This is a genomic window from Massilia varians, assembly GCF_027923905.1.
GTDB lineage: Bacteria > Pseudomonadota > Gammaproteobacteria > Burkholderiales > Burkholderiaceae_D > Telluria > Telluria varians_B.
The window spans coordinates 2,094,160-2,110,127 of the sequence record NZ_AP026966.1; the positions used below are offsets into that span (position 1 = coordinate 2,094,160).

General features: G+C 64.8%; 13 protein-coding genes and 1 pseudogene. 8 read left to right on the forward strand and 6 right to left on the reverse strand.

Features of this window, described 5'->3' with window-relative positions; all coding sequences use genetic code 11:
* Positions 1-19: 19 nt before the first annotated feature.
* The 4 genes from MasN3_RS09530 to MasN3_RS09545 all read right to left on the reverse strand — a co-directional run bounded on the left by MasN3_RS09530 (position 20) and on the right by MasN3_RS09545 (position 4,268).
* Positions 20-514, reverse strand: coding sequence for an Hcp family type VI secretion system effector (locus MasN3_RS09530; RefSeq protein ID WP_281913769.1), 495 nt, complete (start codon positions 512-514; stop codon positions 20-22).
* A gap of 264 nt (positions 515-778) precedes the next feature.
* Positions 779-1,564 carry an IS21-like element helper ATPase IstB gene (gene istB / locus MasN3_RS09535; protein WP_281907820.1) on the reverse strand — a complete coding sequence of 262 codons (786 nt, stop codon included), beginning with the start codon at positions 1,562-1,564 and terminating at the stop codon, positions 779-781.
* Positions 1,561-2,640, reverse strand: a complete 1,080-nt coding sequence (gene istA / locus MasN3_RS09540) for an IS21 family transposase (protein ID WP_281907819.1) — start codon at positions 2,638-2,640, stop codon at positions 1,561-1,563. The genes istB and istA overlap by 4 nt, the downstream gene beginning before the upstream one ends.
* Positions 2,641-3,086: 446 nt before the next feature.
* Positions 3,087-4,268 carry an acyltransferase family protein gene (locus MasN3_RS09545; protein ID WP_281913771.1) on the reverse strand — a complete coding sequence of 394 codons (1,182 nt, stop codon included), beginning with the start codon at positions 4,266-4,268 and terminating at the stop codon, positions 3,087-3,089.
* A gap of 337 nt (positions 4,269-4,605) precedes the next feature.
* On the opposite strand from MasN3_RS09545, the gene MasN3_RS09550 reads away from it, so the two are divergent.
* The 4 genes from MasN3_RS09550 to MasN3_RS09565 all read left to right on the forward strand — a co-directional run bounded on the left by MasN3_RS09550 (position 4,606) and on the right by MasN3_RS09565 (position 9,406).
* A complete protein-coding gene (locus MasN3_RS09550; RefSeq protein WP_281913772.1) occupies positions 4,606-5,748 on the forward strand; it encodes a TRAP transporter substrate-binding protein in 1,143 nt (380 codons plus the stop codon).
* Positions 5,749-5,916: 168 nt separating this feature from the next.
* On the forward strand, positions 5,917-6,501 hold the full coding sequence (locus MasN3_RS09555) for a TRAP transporter small permease subunit (protein WP_281913773.1): 585 nt from the start codon (positions 5,917-5,919) through the stop codon (positions 6,499-6,501).
* A complete protein-coding gene (locus tag MasN3_RS09560; RefSeq protein ID WP_281913775.1) occupies positions 6,498-8,423 on the forward strand; it encodes a TRAP transporter large permease in 1,926 nt (641 codons plus the stop codon). Before MasN3_RS09555 ends, MasN3_RS09560 begins: the two co-directional genes overlap by 4 nt.
* A 335-nt stretch (positions 8,424-8,758) precedes the next feature.
* Entirely contained in the window at positions 8,759-9,406 is a 648-nt protein-coding gene (locus MasN3_RS09565; protein WP_281913776.1) for a YitT family protein, read from the forward strand.
* An 18-nt stretch (positions 9,407-9,424) separates the two neighbouring features.
* Here the strand turns inward: MasN3_RS09565 and MasN3_RS09570 are convergent.
* Positions 9,425-10,508, reverse strand: a pseudogene (locus MasN3_RS09570) (serine hydrolase domain-containing protein).
* Positions 10,509-10,719: 211 nt separating this feature from the next.
* Here MasN3_RS09570 and MasN3_RS09575 point away from each other — a divergent pair.
* From MasN3_RS09575 to MasN3_RS09590, 4 genes are all read left to right on the forward strand, one after another.
* Entirely contained in the window at positions 10,720-12,414 is a 1,695-nt protein-coding gene (locus MasN3_RS09575; RefSeq protein ID WP_281913777.1) for a sensor domain-containing diguanylate cyclase, read from the forward strand.
* Between the two features lie 19 nt (positions 12,415-12,433).
* Positions 12,434-13,165, forward strand: a complete 732-nt coding sequence (locus tag MasN3_RS09580; protein WP_281913778.1) for a helix-turn-helix domain-containing protein — start codon at positions 12,434-12,436, stop codon at positions 13,163-13,165.
* Positions 13,166-13,391: 226 nt separating this feature from the next.
* Positions 13,392-14,333 (forward strand): porin, encoded by a 942-nt coding sequence (locus MasN3_RS09585; RefSeq protein WP_281913780.1) that lies wholly within the window; start codon positions 13,392-13,394, stop codon positions 14,331-14,333.
* 74 nt (positions 14,334-14,407) lie between these two features.
* A complete protein-coding gene (locus MasN3_RS09590) occupies positions 14,408-14,842 on the forward strand; it encodes a hypothetical protein (protein ID WP_281913781.1) in 435 nt (144 codons plus the stop codon).
* Here MasN3_RS09590 and MasN3_RS09595 read toward each other — a convergent pair.
* Positions 14,804-15,823: an SDR family oxidoreductase gene (locus MasN3_RS09595; RefSeq protein WP_281913782.1), complete on the reverse strand. Its 1,020-nt coding sequence runs from the start codon at positions 15,821-15,823 to the stop codon at positions 14,804-14,806. The two genes, MasN3_RS09590 and MasN3_RS09595, sit on opposite strands and share 39 nt — an antisense overlap.
* Positions 15,824-15,968 lie beyond the last annotated feature (145 nt).

Genomic DNA, 15,968 nt, shown 5'->3' on the forward strand with positions numbered 1-15,968 from the left:
TTTGTCGTCTATCGCTCGGTTATGCAACGACCTTGTTCGTTGACAGATCCCATCCGCCTGCGGTACTGCCACCCGCGCCGCCGCTGATTTTCTGCTGGGTGTATTTCCACGTCACTTTCGCGAATTTCAAGCGCAAGTGCTCTTGCATGCCACCGCTCGGTTGCAGGCCCGGTTTGACCGAGCCGATCAAAACGTGCTCTAACACCATCTCGAAATACTTAACCCGTTCCCCACTGCCGTCCGCGCGGAAGAATTCGAATTTCGCTTTCGGGATCGTCTTGCCCATTGCACAGTGTTGCAGTAGGACAGGTGTAGATAAGTCCGTGAGCTTGAAAACCAGAACCTCGTCGAATTCGGCGCGGGCTGACGTGTGACCACCAGCGGTTGAAGCTACTGGACTGCGTGGTTGATCGACGCCGAAATCCACGTCCAGGCACTCGATCCATTCCTTGTGCTTGTCGTCCATCGACTCGCCTTTGATGCCCTCGATTTGCAAATATGCGTCAACTGCCATGATGAAAGGTCTCCTGTTGGTGAACTACTTACTTGGGCTGCTCTGGCGTTTGTGAAGCTTGCGGCTGCGGTTGGGCTTCATGAGGACCCGCAGGGATAGCGCCGCCCATGTCCCCCGCTGCGCTAACGCATTGTCTAGAGGCTCACCATAGGCGCACAAGGCGGCCCCCAGAACGCGTGTCAACGGCGATTGAAAACTGATACAGATATCGTCGTGCCAGCGATTTAAAACTGATACACCGCCGTCGCCGAACACGGTCCGTGTTCAGCCCATTTCTGCAACATCATTCCCCCTCATCATCCCGGCCTGTCGCTGGTGCTTCAGCCGGTAGCTTTCGCCGGCAATCGGCACGATGTGCGCATGGTGCAGTAGCCTATCGAGCAGGGCCGCGGTCAGCGTCGTATCCTGCGCAAAGGTCGTGTCCCATTGCCCAAACGGCAGGTTGCTGGTCACGATCAGGCTGCTGCGTTCGTACAGGGCCGCGATCACTTGGAAGAACAGGTTCGCCTGCTCCCGGTTCATCGGCAAGTAGCCGATCTCGTCGATGATCAAGAGCCGGTATGCTTTGATCGCGCGATGCATCACCGCTTTCAAATTGTTCTGGGTATGCGCCGTCGTCAACGCCAGCATCAGGTCGGCCGCCGTGGTGAAGCGCGTCTTGATGCCGGCCTGGGTGGCCTTGTAACCGAGTGCCATCGCCAGGTGCGTCTTGCCCACGCCGCTGGGGCCGACCAGCACCACGTTCTCATGTCGCTCAACGAAGCCCAGGCCAGCCAGCTCCTCGACCTGACTGCGTTTCACGCCTTTGGCGAAGTCATAGTTAAACTCGTCCAGCGTCTTCACCGCTGGGAATCCTGCCAGTCGGGTCATCGTGCTTTGCTTGCGCACGTTGCGCCCGGCGACTTCCTCCCTCAGCAGGCCCTCCAGGAAGTCGCTGTAGGCCATTTCCTGCTTCGCTGCCTTCTGCGTTGCAGCGCCGTAGCCCTGGGCCACGAACGGCAGGTTCAGGCTCTCGCACAACGCCGCGATACGCTCGTGCTGCAGGTTCATGCCGCCACTCCTTCCGTTACCCGTACCAGCAGCGCGTCATACACCTGCAACGGATGCTGTACTGGAGATGGCTGGGCGATCCGCTCCACCACTGCCGCCGGCCGCGGCACCGTAGGTGCTGCGGCGGTCGGTTGCGGCCTGGCTGCCGCGATGTCCGCACGCCACGGTGCCGGCAGCGCTTGCAGATGCTCCACTTCCCGCTTCAATGCTTCAGCTGGTGGCTCGCCAGTCGTACCGTGGATGCGCGCATTGGCCACCTCGCGCAGCCAGTGGGCCACTTCCACATTGGCCGTTACGACGTCGAGCTTCTGGCCGCTTTGCGCCAGCCGGCTCGCCAGCGGCACATAGAACGAGCGGCGCAGGTAGCCATTGAAGCGTTCGACTTTTCCCTTGGTCTTGGCCCGGTACGGCTGGCACAGCTTGATCACGAAACCGCTATGCCTGGCAAAGTCCAGGAAGCCGGCGTGGAAGCGGTGCTCGCCTTCGCCGTACGCATCGCGCTCCAGCACCACTGTTTTCATGTTGTCGTACAGGACCCGCCGCGTCACGCCCCCAAACGCCGCAAAAGCGCGCTCATGGCAGGCGATCAGGGTTTCCACCTTCATGTTGCTGACGAACTCCACGTAGCTGGCCCGGCTAAAACCGAGCGTCGCGCAGAACGCATGTAACGGCGCGCTGCCTTTGCGGAATTCAACCCAGTCCACCTGCAGCTGCTCGCCCATCGCCGTCTCGAAGCGCACCACCGGGTCGGCCGGAGGCGCCGGGCGCAAGGTGCGCACGAAGGCGCGCAACTGGCTCATGCCGCCCTCGTAGCCGCGCGCGGCGATCTCGCGGTACAGCACGGTGGCCGGTATCACGTCGGGCTGAGCAGCTTGCTGCCGATCCTTCAGGTACTGCTCGAATTGCGCCAGCTTCGTCTTGCGCTTCACTTTGCGTTCGTACTTCGGCACAGCCTCCAGGGCCAGATGCCGGCGCACCGTGTTCACTGCGCAGCCTACCTCGGCGGCGATCTGCCGAAGGCTTAACCCATGCTTCTTCAGGAGTTGGATTTCCACGTACACCTCTTTGGATTTCAAGGCCGCTCCGCAAAGCGGCCATCTTCTCAAAATGGTGTATCAGTTTTCAATCGCTGCCTGTATCAGTTTACAACCGCTGCTGACAACGCGGACAGGGGTGTCGGCATGACGGCGCCGCTCAACGCTGCGTCGAGCGATCCAGCCGCGTAGAAGGGCGCGCTCTTGCATGAGATGCCTCATGGAATACGGTAACGGGGCATTGTTGCCCGTCTTGCTCTAAGGCGGATTGCAAGAAGTCAACGCTACTGCTGAGTACGGTCAAGAATAACTGCGAAGGGGGTAGAAATGTGGGTAGTCTGGATGTAGAGGAAATGTTGTCTTATGAATCAATGACTTAGGGCGTAAATTGGCGGACACCGCTTCCGCCAAGCATACTGAACTAAAGCCCCACAAGTTGGGGCTTTTTCGTTCCTCTGCAGGAGCGAAGAATGTCCTCCGCTTGCCCGTCACCTTTGACTGAAATAGGGCTCGCCCGCAGACGCCAGCACCATCCGCTTGACGAAGCGCCGCAGCCGGTAAGTATGCGCCTCGAACGGCAGGTGAAAGAGGTAGGCGACCACCACGATCGCGACGAACAGCGCCGCGTAGACGATCAGGGACGCAGGATCGCTCGTCGACAGGGTCTGCGTCCCGCTAGGGCCATGCAGGAACTCGGCCAGGTGAATCAGGGGATAGTGGATCACATACAGCGTGAACGAAAACGGCGCCAGCAGTCCGGCAAGCTTCGCCAGGCGGTTCCCCATGCGCGCCTGATCCGCGGGAAACTGCAGGCTCGACAGCAGGCAAAGGAAGAGCACGCTGAACAGCAGGTCTTCCGTGAACGTTGCCGCAACCAGGGTGCCGATACTGCCGCTCAAGCGGAAATGGACGGCCAGCCCAAGGATCACGACGATCAACAGGAAGCGCGCGGCGCGCCCCATTTCAATGCGGATCCGCGAAAACAGCACACCGAGCAGCCAGATCAGGAAATACAGCATCAGGTCGAACAGCAGCAGGTAGCCGATGAGGGCACAGGCGGCCAGCCCGGCCACCTTCGTGATGCCCCGCTGCGCGATGGCCGGCAGCAGCAACAGGGGAAACAGGGCGTAGTACCACATCTCGTTCGACAGGCTCCACAGCGAGAAATTGCCGCCGAAGCGGGGGACCGCCATGCCCTGCAAGCCGAACAGATTGCCCCAGAACGTGCTCCACGAATATTCGTTATCCGGCGCATAGCTGATCCGGCCCGGGTCGACCGTCTGCGTGATGGTGCCGATCGCCAGCGTGAGCACGAAGGCCGGCACCAGGACGATCCACATGCGGGTCAGCCGGTCGATCGCATACGAGATCATGCAGTTGGGCTCGCCGAGTTTGTTCAGCAGGCTACCGCCCACGAGCCAGCCGCTCAGCAGGAAGAAGATCACGACCGCGATGTGCGAGAACCCGGTGAAGAAGGCCAGGCCCTGGTACCAGAGCGATGGGTCGGCCACGGTTTTCAGGCTCGGGAACAGTTCTCCACGGAGGTGGGCGGCGACCACCTGGAGGGCGGCGAGGCTGCGCAGGGCCGATATCAGGACCGAATGCTGGTAGCTTTCGTTCAGGTTGGTCCTGTCCAGCAGGCAGATGCTCATGGCACACGCAGGATGCATGGTCTCCTCCTGTTGTAAGTCAAACGTTTTGATCCTAGCCCGTCAATTGCGTAGTCGGCTTGAGGGCGCACAGGCCCGTCGCGCCTTGCGCACACTGTGCAGCCGGGTGGTCCTGGGGAGCGCTGTTGCATCCGGACGGCGGCCCGACAACAGCGATGCTTGACAGAAAAATAAAACGGCCCGATCCTCGTAAACCAAGTGGTAGAAATCCGTAAGGAAACAAGCCCATGCTGCGAGTCGGCATGCAGATATTTACAGAAGGAGAAGTCCGCCCATCAGCCAGCTGTTGTACGTGTAGCGATTCAATCGTGTAAAAAAACCAGACAGGAGACAGACGATGAAGCAGCGTAACGACGATTCAAAGAAGCCAGCATCCACCCGCCGCAAGTTCCTCGGCACCGCCGCCGCCGGCACCACCCTCGCGGTCCCGATGATCGCCACCGCCCAAACGCCAAAGCAGATGCGCTTCCAGAGTACCTGGCCCAGCAAGGACATCTTCCACGAATACGCGCTCGACTTCGCCAAGAAGGTCAACGACATGACCGGCGGCGAATTGAGAATCGAGGTGCTGCCCGCCGGCGCCGTCGTGCCCGCCTTCGGCCTGCTCGATGCGGTCTCCAAGGGCACCCTGGACGGCGGCCACGGCGTCATGGGCTACAACTACGGCAAGCAGAGCGCCATCGCGCTGTGGACCTCGGGGCCGGCCTTCGGCATGGACGCCAACATGGTGCTGGCCTGGCACAAGTATGGCGGCGGCAAGGCGCTGCTGGCCGAGCTGTACAAGAGCATCGGCGCCAACGTCGTCTCCTTCCTCACCGGTCCGATGCCGACCCAGCCGCTGGGCTGGTTCAAGAAACCGATCAGCAAGGTCGAAGACCTGAAGGGCCTGAAGTTCCGCACCAACGGACTGGCGATCGACATGTTCACGGCCATGGGCGCAGCGGTGAACGCGCTGCCGGCCGGCGAGATCGTCCCGGCCATGGACCGCGGCCTGCTGGACGGCGCCGAATTCAACAACGCCAGCTCGGACCGGGTGCTGGGTTTTCCGGACGTGTCCAAGGTCTGCATGCTGCAAAGCTTCCACCAGAGCTCCGAGCAGTTCGAGGTCACCTTCAACAAGACCAGGTATGACGCGCTGCCGGCCAAGATGAAGGCGATCATCGAGAACGCCGTGGAGGCGGCCTCGAGCGACATGTCGTGGAAGGCGGTCGACCGCTATTCCAAGGACTACGCCGGCATGCAGTCCCAGAATGGGGTCAAGTTCTACAAGACCCCGGACTCGGTGCTGCAGGCGCAGCTGGCCGTGTGGGACCAGGTGGTGGCCAGGAAGGGCGCCGACAATCCGCTGTTCAAGAAGGTCGAGGCGTCGATGCGCGCCTTTGCCGAGCGCGCGATGAAATGGGACATGGACACCAACAACCCGCGCCGCATGGCTTACAACCACTACTTCGGCCGCAAGGCTCCGCCGAAAAAGGCGTAAGCGTCTTTGTAGGGTGGTCGGATCTCCCGACCGCGCGTTCAAACCGTGCATGTGCGGACAATGCGCCTTTCAACGTGTTGTCGGACGCGCGGGCGGCGAAGCCGACCACCCTACACGTGCCCGTGCCATCCATCGATGGCTGTTCGTCGTCGCGACCGGAGCAGCTCCATGCAGAACATTTTGTTGTTTGTCGACCGGGTCAGCAGCTGGGTCGGCCAGGCCTTCTCCTGGCTGATCGTCGCGCTTACCTTCCTCATCAGCTGGGAAGTCTTCGCGCGCTACGCCCTGAATACGCCCAATCCCTGGGCCTTCGACCTGATGATCATGATGTACGGCGCCGCCTTCATGATGGCCGGCGCCTACACGCTGGCCAAGAACGGCCACGTGCGCGGCGACGTGCTGTACATCTTCTTCCCGCCGCGCCTGCAGGCCGGCCTCGACCTGATCCTGTACTTCGTCTTCTTCATTCCCGGCGTGCTGGCCCTGGTCTGGGCCGGCACCACCTACGCGGCCGAGTCGCTCGCCATCCGCGAACACTCGACCCTCACCGCCAACGGCCCGCCGCTGTACCCCTTCAAGATGGTGATTCCCTTGGCCGGCGTGCTGCTCCTGCTGCAGGGTTTTGTGGAGATCGTGCGTTGCGTCGTCTGTCTGCGCAGGGGCGCATGGCCGGCGCGCGAGGCCGACGTCGAGGAAGTCGACGTCGACAAGCTCAAGGCGACCGTGAACGCACCGGGGGAGCGCACGCCATGAGGAAGGAAATCTGGTTCGGCCTGTCGATCCTGGTGGCGATCGTCATCGCCCTGTTCGTGCTGATGCCGGCGCCAGGCGCGATGACCAACGGCCACCTGGGCCTCCTGATGCTGGCGCTGGTGGTGGTGGCCATCATGCTCGGCTTTCCCACGGCGTTTACCCTGATGGGCATGGGGGGGATGTTCGCCTGGTTCGCCTACCACAGCCAGAACCCCGACCTGGCGGTGCAGCAGACCCTCGACCTGATGGTGCAGCGGGCCTACTCGGTGATGGCCAACGACGTGCTCATTTCGATCCCGCTGTTCATCTTCATGGGCTACCTGGTGGAGCGCGCCAACCTGATCGAGCGGTTGTTCAAGAGCCTGCACCTGGCGATGGCGCGCGTGCCCGGCTCGCTGGCGGTGGCCACTATCGTCACCTGCGCCGTGTTCGCCACCGCCACCGGCATCGTGGGCGCGGTGGTCACCCTCATGGGCCTGCTGGCGATGCCGGCCATGCTCAAGGCGGGCTACAGCACCCAGCTGACGGCCGGCTGCATCACGGCGGGCGGCTGCCTGGGTATCCTGATTCCGCCCTCGGTGCTCCTGATCGTCTACGGCGCGACGGCCGGCGTCTCGGTGGTCCAGCTGTATGCGGGCGCCTTCTTCCCGGGGATCATGCTGGCGGCGCTGTATGTCGGCTACGTGCTGATCATCGCCAAGCTCAAGCCGGGCATGGCGCCGCCGCTGCCGGCATCCGAGCGCGTCGTCGCGCTGCCGGCCTATGCGCAGGCGATCCCCGGCGCCTACGGCAAGAGCGCGCTGCCGGCCCTGGTGCGTGCCTTCAAGGGCCGGCGCGCCGCCGATGTCCCAAGCCGCACCCTGGCCTCGCACCTGTTCGTCGCACTGCTGCCGGCACTGGCCTTTGCCGCCGTCATGGGCCTGAGCTACCGGATCGTCACCGCGCCGGATGCTCCACGAACGGAGCTGGTCGAGATGGGCGCGCAGCAGGAATTCGACAGCGCGGCCAGCGTCGAGGAGGGTGGGTTGCAGGAACCGCCCGCCGAGGGCGAGCTGGCCGAGCCGCCGGTGGAAGGGGAGGCGGCGCCGCTCCCGGCAGCCGGCGCAACGCCTGTTGCGGCGGCCGCCGACGTGGCGATCCCCGCAGCGGCGCCGGAGCCGGTCGCCAAGCCGGCGTCCAGGGCCTACTGGATCACGTTTGCCTTGGTGGCTGCAGCGCTGGCCATCTTCTACGTGTTCTTCAGCGTCGCGCGCCTCGAGATCTTCAAGATGCTGCTCGGCTCATTGTTCCCGCTGGTGATCCTGATCCTGGCGGTGCTGGGCAGCATCGTGTTCGGCCTGGCCACGCCGACCGAGGCGGCGGCAATGGGCGCCTTCGGCGGCCTGATCCTGGCGATCGCCTACCGCCGCTTTAACTTCAATCTGCTGCGCGAATCGGCCCACCTCACCACCAAGACCACGGCCATGGTCTGCTGGCTGTTTGTCGGCTCCAGCATCTTCTCGGCCGCCTTTGCCCTGCTGGGCGGGCAGGAGATCATCAACGACTGGGTGCTGGGCATGGACCTGACGCCGGTGCAGTTCATGATCCTGGCCCAGGTGGTGATCTTCCTGCTCGGCTGGCCGCTGGAATGGACCGAGATCATCGTGATCTTCATGCCGATCTTCGTGCCGCTGCTCCAGCACTTCAACATCGACCCGCTGTTCTTCGGCCTCCTGGTGGCAATGAACCTGCAGACCGCCTTCCTGTCGCCGCCGGTGGCGATGTCGGCCTTCTATCTGAAGGGCGTGTCGCCGCCGCACGTCACGCTGAACCAGATTTTCCTGGGGATGCTGCCCTTCATGGGATTGCAGATACTGGGGATCATCCTGCTGTATACCTTTCCGGCGATCGGCATGTGGCTGCCGGAAGTGCTGTACAAATAAGACGGATCATGGGTGCGGCCCGTTAGGGCCGCACCCGTCATGCCGTTTATCTTCCCCATCAAGTTATGCGCCGCATGAATGGCTGACATGCGGAACGCGAAGTTTCATTGCGGTGCAACATCGATAATAATGGCGGGCTGTACCCAGCAATACCCCTCCACGTTCCCGGATCTTGCCACCACAAGTGCCATGCTCCGGCAGCGCCGACGCCCCCGACTTTGTAGACCCATTGTGAGGAACATGACGCATCATCTCCAGCCCGGCTCGACTTCCTACCGATTTGACCCATGCGCCCCGCATGCGTCGGCGCATGTGTCGGGTACCGAGGTGGCGCGATGATGCAGGGCGCGTGGCAAGCGCAGGCGGCCCAGGGCAAGAACGTGGTCTCGATCAAGCCGCACACCCTGTTCGACGACGTCTACGGGATCGTGGTCGGCGTGCTGTTCGTCGCGATGGGCGTCCTGCTGCTGCAGGCCGCGGGCCTGATCACGGGCGGGGTGGCCGGCATCTCGCTGCTGGTGTCCTACGTGTCCGGTTATTCGGTCGGCCTGCTGTTCATGCTCATCAACCTGCCGTTTTTCCTGTTCGGCTACCTGTTCATGGGCGCGCGCTTCACCATCAAGTCGCTGCTCGGCAGCATCCTGATCATGGCCCTGCTCAAGCTGATGCCGAGCGGCCTGGTGATCGGCCACGTCCATCCGATGGTCGCGGCGCTGGGCGGCGGCACCTTCTGCGGCATGGGCATCCTGGCGCTGGCGCGCCACGGCGCCGGCGTGGGCGGCACCGGCATCGTCACCCTGTGGCTGCAGAAGCGCTACGGCATCAATGCCGGCCGCACCCAGGTGGCGATCGACGCCGTGATCCTGCTGGCGGCGCTGGCCATCGTGTCGCCCGAACTGGTGGGCTGGTCCTCGCTGAGCGCGATCGCCATGAGCAGCATGGTCATGGCATGGCACCGCCCGGGCCGTTATTTCGGCAACTAAGACCGCAACCAAGACCATCTACGGCTGGTACCAGCCGTATTCCCAGCGCCACGGCATGTCCGTCTCGCCCAGCACCCGCCGGGCGAGCTCGGGATAGATCCGCTCGGCGCGCACGTCGTTGGCCAGCATGACCACGCAGCGCTGGCCGTGCTCCAGGCACAGCACCATGTTGCCGGTGCTGTCATTGTGCCCACCCTTGAACCATGCCGGCCCGCTGCGGTCAAGGAAGGTCACCACGCCCAGGCCTGCAGCCAGCGACTGCGGCCAAGTGGCCGGCGGCGCGGCGAGCGTCGGGAACTGGCCGGCGGAGCCGATCGGCAGCGCGGCCCGCACCATCATGGCGCGCGCTGCCGCGCTCAATCCCTCTCCCCGTACGATACCCGCCCACAGGCGCGCCTGGTCCTCGATGGTGGTGTCCATCGAACCCGCCGCGCTCGGGCGGCTGCGCGCGTCGTGCGCTTCCATCTTGCCGTCCAGGGTATAGCCGTCGGCCAGGTTGTCCGCGAAATCCGCGCGCCACTGCATGCTGGTGTTGCGCATGCCGAAGCGGTCGAATACGCGGCGCTGCATTTCCCGGCCGGTGTCCAGGCCCAGGCCGCGCTCGACCACCAGCTGCAGGATATAAGTGGAAGCGCAGCTTGCGGTCCGGCTCCAGCCAGCGGAAGTTGGCGAAGCCGGACGAATGGGTGAGCAGGATGCGCGGCGTCAGCTTGCGCCAGCGTTCGTCGTTCGCCAGGTCGGAGAAATCCCATGGCTGCCTGTCGTAGGCGGGAAGGGGCTGCGGCAACAGGGCGGGCAAGGGCGCGTCGAGGTCGAGCTTTCCTTCATCCACCAGCTGCAGCAGCATGTAGGCAAAGGCGGCCTTGGTGAGCGAGGCGCCATACATCACCGTCTGCGGCGTGAGCGGCAGGCCGCGTTCCACGCTGCGCTTGCCGTAGGCCTGCACGCTGACGACCCGGCCGCGGTCGATGCTTGCCAGCGCCAGTCCCTGTACGTTCTCGCGCGCCAGGCGCCGTACTTCATCGTCGGAGATGCGGGAAACCGAAGGCGCAGCCGCGCATCCGAGAAGCAGGCAGGCCGACACGCACAGTGCTGTTTTCATCGATGCTCCGAAACGGTAGTGGGCGCGCTCATGCTACACCGGCAGGGCCGCCCGTGGTCGGTGCCGCAGATTAACGAACTTGGCGTGCTATTTTGTTGCGTTGCCGCAAATAATAATTCACCAGCAATAAGTAATGCCGATAGGTATTTATTTATCGGTAGGAAATTAGTTAGAATGGTCGGTTTATTGCATCGCATCGCAAGCTTCGTCCATGAGCGGCCTCTTCGGAAAAATGCGTTTGTCCAGCCTGATGACCCTGGCCGTCTGTGCCACGGTCGCGCTCACGGTCGCGCTGCAGCTGGTGCTGGTGAACCATTTCGCCGTGCGCCAGGCGCGTGAAGAAGCCCAGCTGCGCCTGCAGCAGCTGTCCTGGCAGATGCGCGATTCGCTCAACCGCGTGATTGAGCAGGCCACCCGCGACACCCGCCTGCTGGCCGAACTGCCGCAGGTGCGCTATTCGAGCGACGCTGACGCTAGCCGTGCGGTGCTGGAAAGCCTGCAGCGCAGTTTCCCGGACTATGCCTGGATCGGGATCGCTAACCTCGACGGCAAGGTGGTGGCCTCGACCGGCCGCATGCTGGAGGGGGGCGACGTCAGCAAGCGCCCCTGGTTCACCGCCGGGATCCGCGCCGTGCACGCGTCCGACTACCATCCCGCGGTGCTGCTCGAGAAGATCCTGCCGCGCAAGCCCGACCCCTGGCGCTTCGTCGATGCATCCGGTCCGATCGTCGATGCCGGCGGCAGGCCGGTAGCCGTGCTCGGCCTGCACCTGAGCTGGGAATGGGCGCGCAGCCATGCGCGCAAGCTGCTCACGCCGGCGCTGCGCGAATACGGCGCCGAGATCCTCGTGGTGCGCGACGATGGCACCGTCATGCTCGGGCCGGCGGCGCTGGTCGAAACGAAGGTGGAGACCGCCAGCCTGCGCCTGGCGCAGCAGGGCCAGACCGGATCGCTGCGCGAGGTCTGGCCGGACGGCCGCGCCTACCTGACCGGCTACAGCCAGACCGGCGACGGGCGCGATCCGGCCTCGCTGCGCTGGACCGTGCTGGTGCGCCAGACCGAGGACCGGGCGCTGGCGGGCGCGGAAGACCTGAAGCGGCGCATGCTCGGCTGGAGCGCGCTGCTGGCGCTGGTGCTGGCCGGCGCCGCGGCGCTGATGGCGCGCCACCTGGTGCGGCCGATGACGGCGCTGCGCGAGGCGATCGAAGGCGTCACCGCGGCCACGCGAAGCGGCAAGGAGCCGCCGCCGATCCCGCAGGTGCACGGCTTCCTCGAAACGCAGATCCTGTCGCGCACGATGCGCGAACTGGTGCAGAACGAGGTCACGCACCGCAAGGCGCTGCTGGCCATGAACGAGCGCCTCGAGCTGGCGGTGGCCGAGCGCACCGCCGAACTGCAGGCGCTGCTGCTGCGCGACGTGCTCACCGGCCTGCCGAACCGGCGCGCGCTGCTGGCGGCGCTGCCCGAGGCGATGAGCCGCGCGCGCCGCGTGGGACGCCCGTGCGCGCTGCTGTTCCTGGACATGGACGGGTTCAAGGCCGTTAACGACAACCACGGCCACGAGGAGGGCGACGAGCTGCTGCGCCAGTTCGGCGAGCGCCTGGCCCAGGGCGTGCGCAAGACCGACATGGTGGCGCGCCTGGCCGGCGACGAATTCGTCGTGGTGCTGGAAATGCTCACCGACGCGCTGCACGCCGAGGACACCGCGCGCAAGCTGCTCGAACGCCTGAAGGAACCCTACCTGCTACGCAGCGCCGCCGTGACGGTCGGCGCCAGCATCGGCATCGCGCTGCACCGGCCGCAGGATCCGGCCGACGTCGATGCCTGGCTGGCACGCGCCGACCACGCGATGTACGCGGTCAAGCGCAGCGGCAAGAACGGCATCGCACTCGCGGCCGTGGTCTGATCCTGCTACGATCGCCCGCATGTCCGAGATCACCCACCTCATCGCCACCCTCAAGCGCGAACTCAAACAGCAGGGCAAGACCTACCGCGACGTCGCCGAGGCCCTCGCCTTGTCCGAGCCGAGCGTCAAGCGCCTGTTCGCCACCGGGCAGTTCACGCTCGAGCGCCTGGTCGAGATCTGCTCCCTGGTCGGCCTGACGCTGTCCGAGCTGGCGCAGGAAGCAGGGCAGGGCCACCAGCGGCTGCGTACCTTGAGCCCGGCGCAGGAACGCGAGCTGGTCTCCGATGCGCGCCTGCTGTTGGTGACGGTGTGCGCGCTGAACCACTGGACCATGGCCGAGATGCTGCAGGCCTACCGGCTGAGCGAAGCCGAATGCGTGCAGCTGCTGCTGCGCCTCGACCGACTGGCCTTGATCACCCTCCTGCCCGGCAACCGCATCCGCCTGAACGTGGCGCGCGACTTCGACTGGCTGCCGGGCGGCCCGATCCGCCAGTACTTCCGCGAGCAGGGCATGCCTGAATTCATCGACTGCGCCTTCGCCCAGCCGGGCGACGCGCTCGACTTCGTGCACGGCATGCTGACCGAGAGCGCGCGGGCCAAGCTGCAAGGAGAAATGCGGCAACTGCGGGCGCGCTTTGCCCAACTGCACGAGGAAAGCCTGGCGGCGCCGCTGCCGCAGCGCCGCGGCACCGGCTTGCTGCTGGCCTTGCGCGAGTGGGAGCCGGCCGCGTTCGCGGGCTTGCGCCGCTAGCCAGCCGTCCGGCAACAAAACGGCCTCGCGTCTGCGAGGTTTTATGAAACCCTCTTGTGCCCTTGCGCTCACCGGTGTAGAACGGTGGGTAAGCCGGAAGATTCGGCTCAGACGGATCCGATGCCGCCTTTCTTGAATACGCCTGGACGACTGTGGTTTTATGTGAGGTAGTAGACAGATCAGTCCGTCAAAGAAGGGAATGATGGCTTCAGAGAGGGAATGAGCCATGAAGATGTCCATCGTCGCATGCGCCGTGCTCGGAGCGAGCGCGGCATGCGCCTCGGCCCAGAATGCGGCTGCTCCCGACAGGGGCACCGATGCGCGCGAGGCAGTCAGGGAAGCCAGGGAAGCCGGCGGCACGGCGGATGCGCCGGCAATTTTCACGCTGGAGTCAAGGCATGAGTCGCAGCAGCGCCGCACCGACGGGGCGCGGCTGCTGGGCGCGGGACGCCAGTACAACCTCGATTTCCGCACGCTGAGCGAGGTCGGCGACCCCTTCCACGGCGGCCTGGCAGGTGCAAGCAGCGGCGCCGAGGACGCGCGCCGCAGCAGCGACAGCGTCATCTACCAGAGCCGCTTCAACGGCTTCACGGCCGGTTCGTCCTGGGGCAAGGGCGACATTGACGGCTCGCCCTCGGGCCGCGCCTGGGGCATGACTGTCGGCTTCAAGGCCGGCCCGATCACGATCCGCGCGGCGCACCAGAACCGCAACGTGGCCAAGGTCACCCGCATCAATCCGGTCGACATCAGCATGGCCGCGAAGAATTCCATCATCGCCGCCAACATGCGCTTCGACTGGGGCACCGCCTACGCGGCCTACAGCGCCAACCGCGGCTGGGGCAGCTCGCCGCTGTTCAACCCGGACAATCCCTACGGCGCCGGCATCAGCAGTACTCCGTCCACCGACAGCCGCGACGTGCTGGCCGGGGTGGCGGTGCCGGTCGGCCATGCGACCACCCTGCTGGCTTCCTACATCCGCAAGAACGACCGCGACCCGGCCAACCGCGACGCCCGCCAGATCGCGGTGGGGGCGACCTACGCGATTTCGCGCAAGATGGATTTCTACGCCGCGTATTCGCACATCCGCCAGCAGAGCGGCATCCAGAACGCCAATGTGCGCCAGGGCGGCGGCGGAGCGATCAACCTGGGGATGCGGCGCGCCTTCTGAGCTTGTACGCGGCGACGCCATGTTGCAAAAACCGGTAGCCTGTCCCCATGGCTAAACCACGTTTTGGAGGCAACATGACAGGCGCAAGCACACTTGATCCGGATAACTTCCCGGAACGTCCAGACCGTAGTCTCGGCAAGGGACACGGCATCGATTCCCTCGGCCCGAGCGACATTTCCGACACCGGCAGCGACGTGGTCGGCGGCCCCGGCTTTGCCGAAGCGCTTGACCCGGACCAGACCCTCGAATTCGACCAGGGCACCACCTCGGACATGGAACAGAGCCACGCCGGCGGCACCGCCGGCCCGGACGTCGGCGACGCCGACTTCTCCGGCGACAGCGACATGGGCGGCACCGGCGAGCGCGCCGCGGCCGGGCGCGACGAGGTCGGCAAGGACGGCGCCGACATCGACACCGACCAGGTGCTGTCCATCCCCGATCTGCCGCTGACCGAGGAGGACACCGATTTCTTAACGACCAAACCGCCGCGCGAGGCTGAAGGCGGCTAACAGGGCGCCGCCGCCCACCAGGGCGGTGGTCAAGGGCGAGGAGCGCAGGCTGGTCCTGGTGTACAGGCTGCGCTCGTGCACGTTCTGCGGCATGCCCTGGCGCTGGCGCAGTTCGGCCGACTCGTCCGGCTTGTAGAGGGCATCGCGGCGGTTCGGCGCGGTGGGGCGATCCGACTTCTGCTGCTTGAACATACTGGCGTTCATGTAGCGGTCGAACAGGGCCGGCATCAGCTTGGAGCCGGCCGCGATCATCTTCGAGGCGCCGCCGGCGTAGGCGTCGCGTTTCGGATGCTCGGCGCAGTACAGGATGGCGTCGGCCACCACTTCCGGCGCGTAGATCGGCGGCGGCAGCGCTGGTTCCTTGTCCATGTAATTGCGCGCGTGGACCGCGAACATGGTGTCGATCGCGGCCGGGCGCACCAGCGTGACCGCCAGCGGCGCGCCTTCCTTTTCCACTTCCATGCGCAGCGCATCGGTGAAGCCCTTCACCGCATGCTTGGAGGCCGCATACATGCCCTGCATCGGGATGGCGCGTTCCGACACTTCGCTGCCGACGTTGATGATGGCGCCGCCGTGACGCCTCATGCGCCGCAACGCTTCCAGCGAGCCATTGACGGTGCCCCAGAAATTGGTCTGGAACAGGCGGTGGTGGTCTTCCGGCTTGACTTCTTCGAGCCGGCCGAACACCGAGATGCCGGCATTGTTCACCCAGGTGTCGATGCGTCCGAAGCGCGCCATGGCCTTCTCGCCGATCTTCTCGACGTCGGCGATGTTGCCGACGTCGGCGGCCACGGTCTCGACCATGACGCCGCGGCTGCGCAGTTCGTCCGCCAGTTCGTCGAGGGCGTCCTTGCTGCGCGCCGCCAGCACCAGGCGGGCGCCGCGTGCGGCGGCCATGCGGGCGGTGGTCAGGCCGATGCCGCTGGTGGCGCCGGTGATGACCATGACCTGATCGTGGAGTTTCCTGAGTCTGATTGCCATGACGTACATCCTTTTCAAGTGAGTGAAGAGGACTGCCCGCGGCGTCGGCCGCAGGACAGGCCGTTGATGAACGGTCACATCCTAGCCCGGCTGGATAATCCGGCGTTTTCGCTTGCCTTGCGGATATTTTTAGTCTTACAGTGGC